1 protein-coding gene is annotated in these 290 nt (G+C 69.0%); it reads right to left on the bottom strand.

The window, feature by feature from the left end:
- Positions 1-290: nitrilase-related carbon-nitrogen hydrolase (locus EN786_RS37180; protein ID WP_281405037.1), on the bottom strand; the 290-nt coding region annotated here is incomplete at both ends.

Raw genomic sequence — 290 nt, 5'->3', positions numbered from 1 at the left:
GATGCGTCCCCACGGATCGACGATCAGCGAATGGCCGTAAGTCTCGCGGCCGTCCTCGTGCAGGCCGCCCTGCGCGGCCGCGATGAGATAGGCGCCGTTCTCGATCGCGCGTGCCCTGAGCAGCACGTGCCAGTGCGCCTCGCCGGTCTGGCGGGTGAAGGCTGCAGGCACCGAAAGCACCTGAGCCCCCGCCAGCGCTTCGGCACGGAATAGCTGCGGGAAGCGCAGGTCGTAGCAGACGGCGAAGCCCAGCTTCACGCCGTTGACATCGGTGACGACGCCCTCCGTCC

The sequence above is a fragment of the Mesorhizobium sp. M4B.F.Ca.ET.143.01.1.1 genome, assembly GCF_004792275.1.
In the GTDB taxonomy this organism is placed as follows: Bacteria; Pseudomonadota; Alphaproteobacteria; order Rhizobiales; family Rhizobiaceae; genus Mesorhizobium; species Mesorhizobium abyssinicae.
The sequence above is the reverse complement of the archived record's forward strand: the minus strand, read 5'-3'. Positions and strand labels throughout refer to the sequence as shown.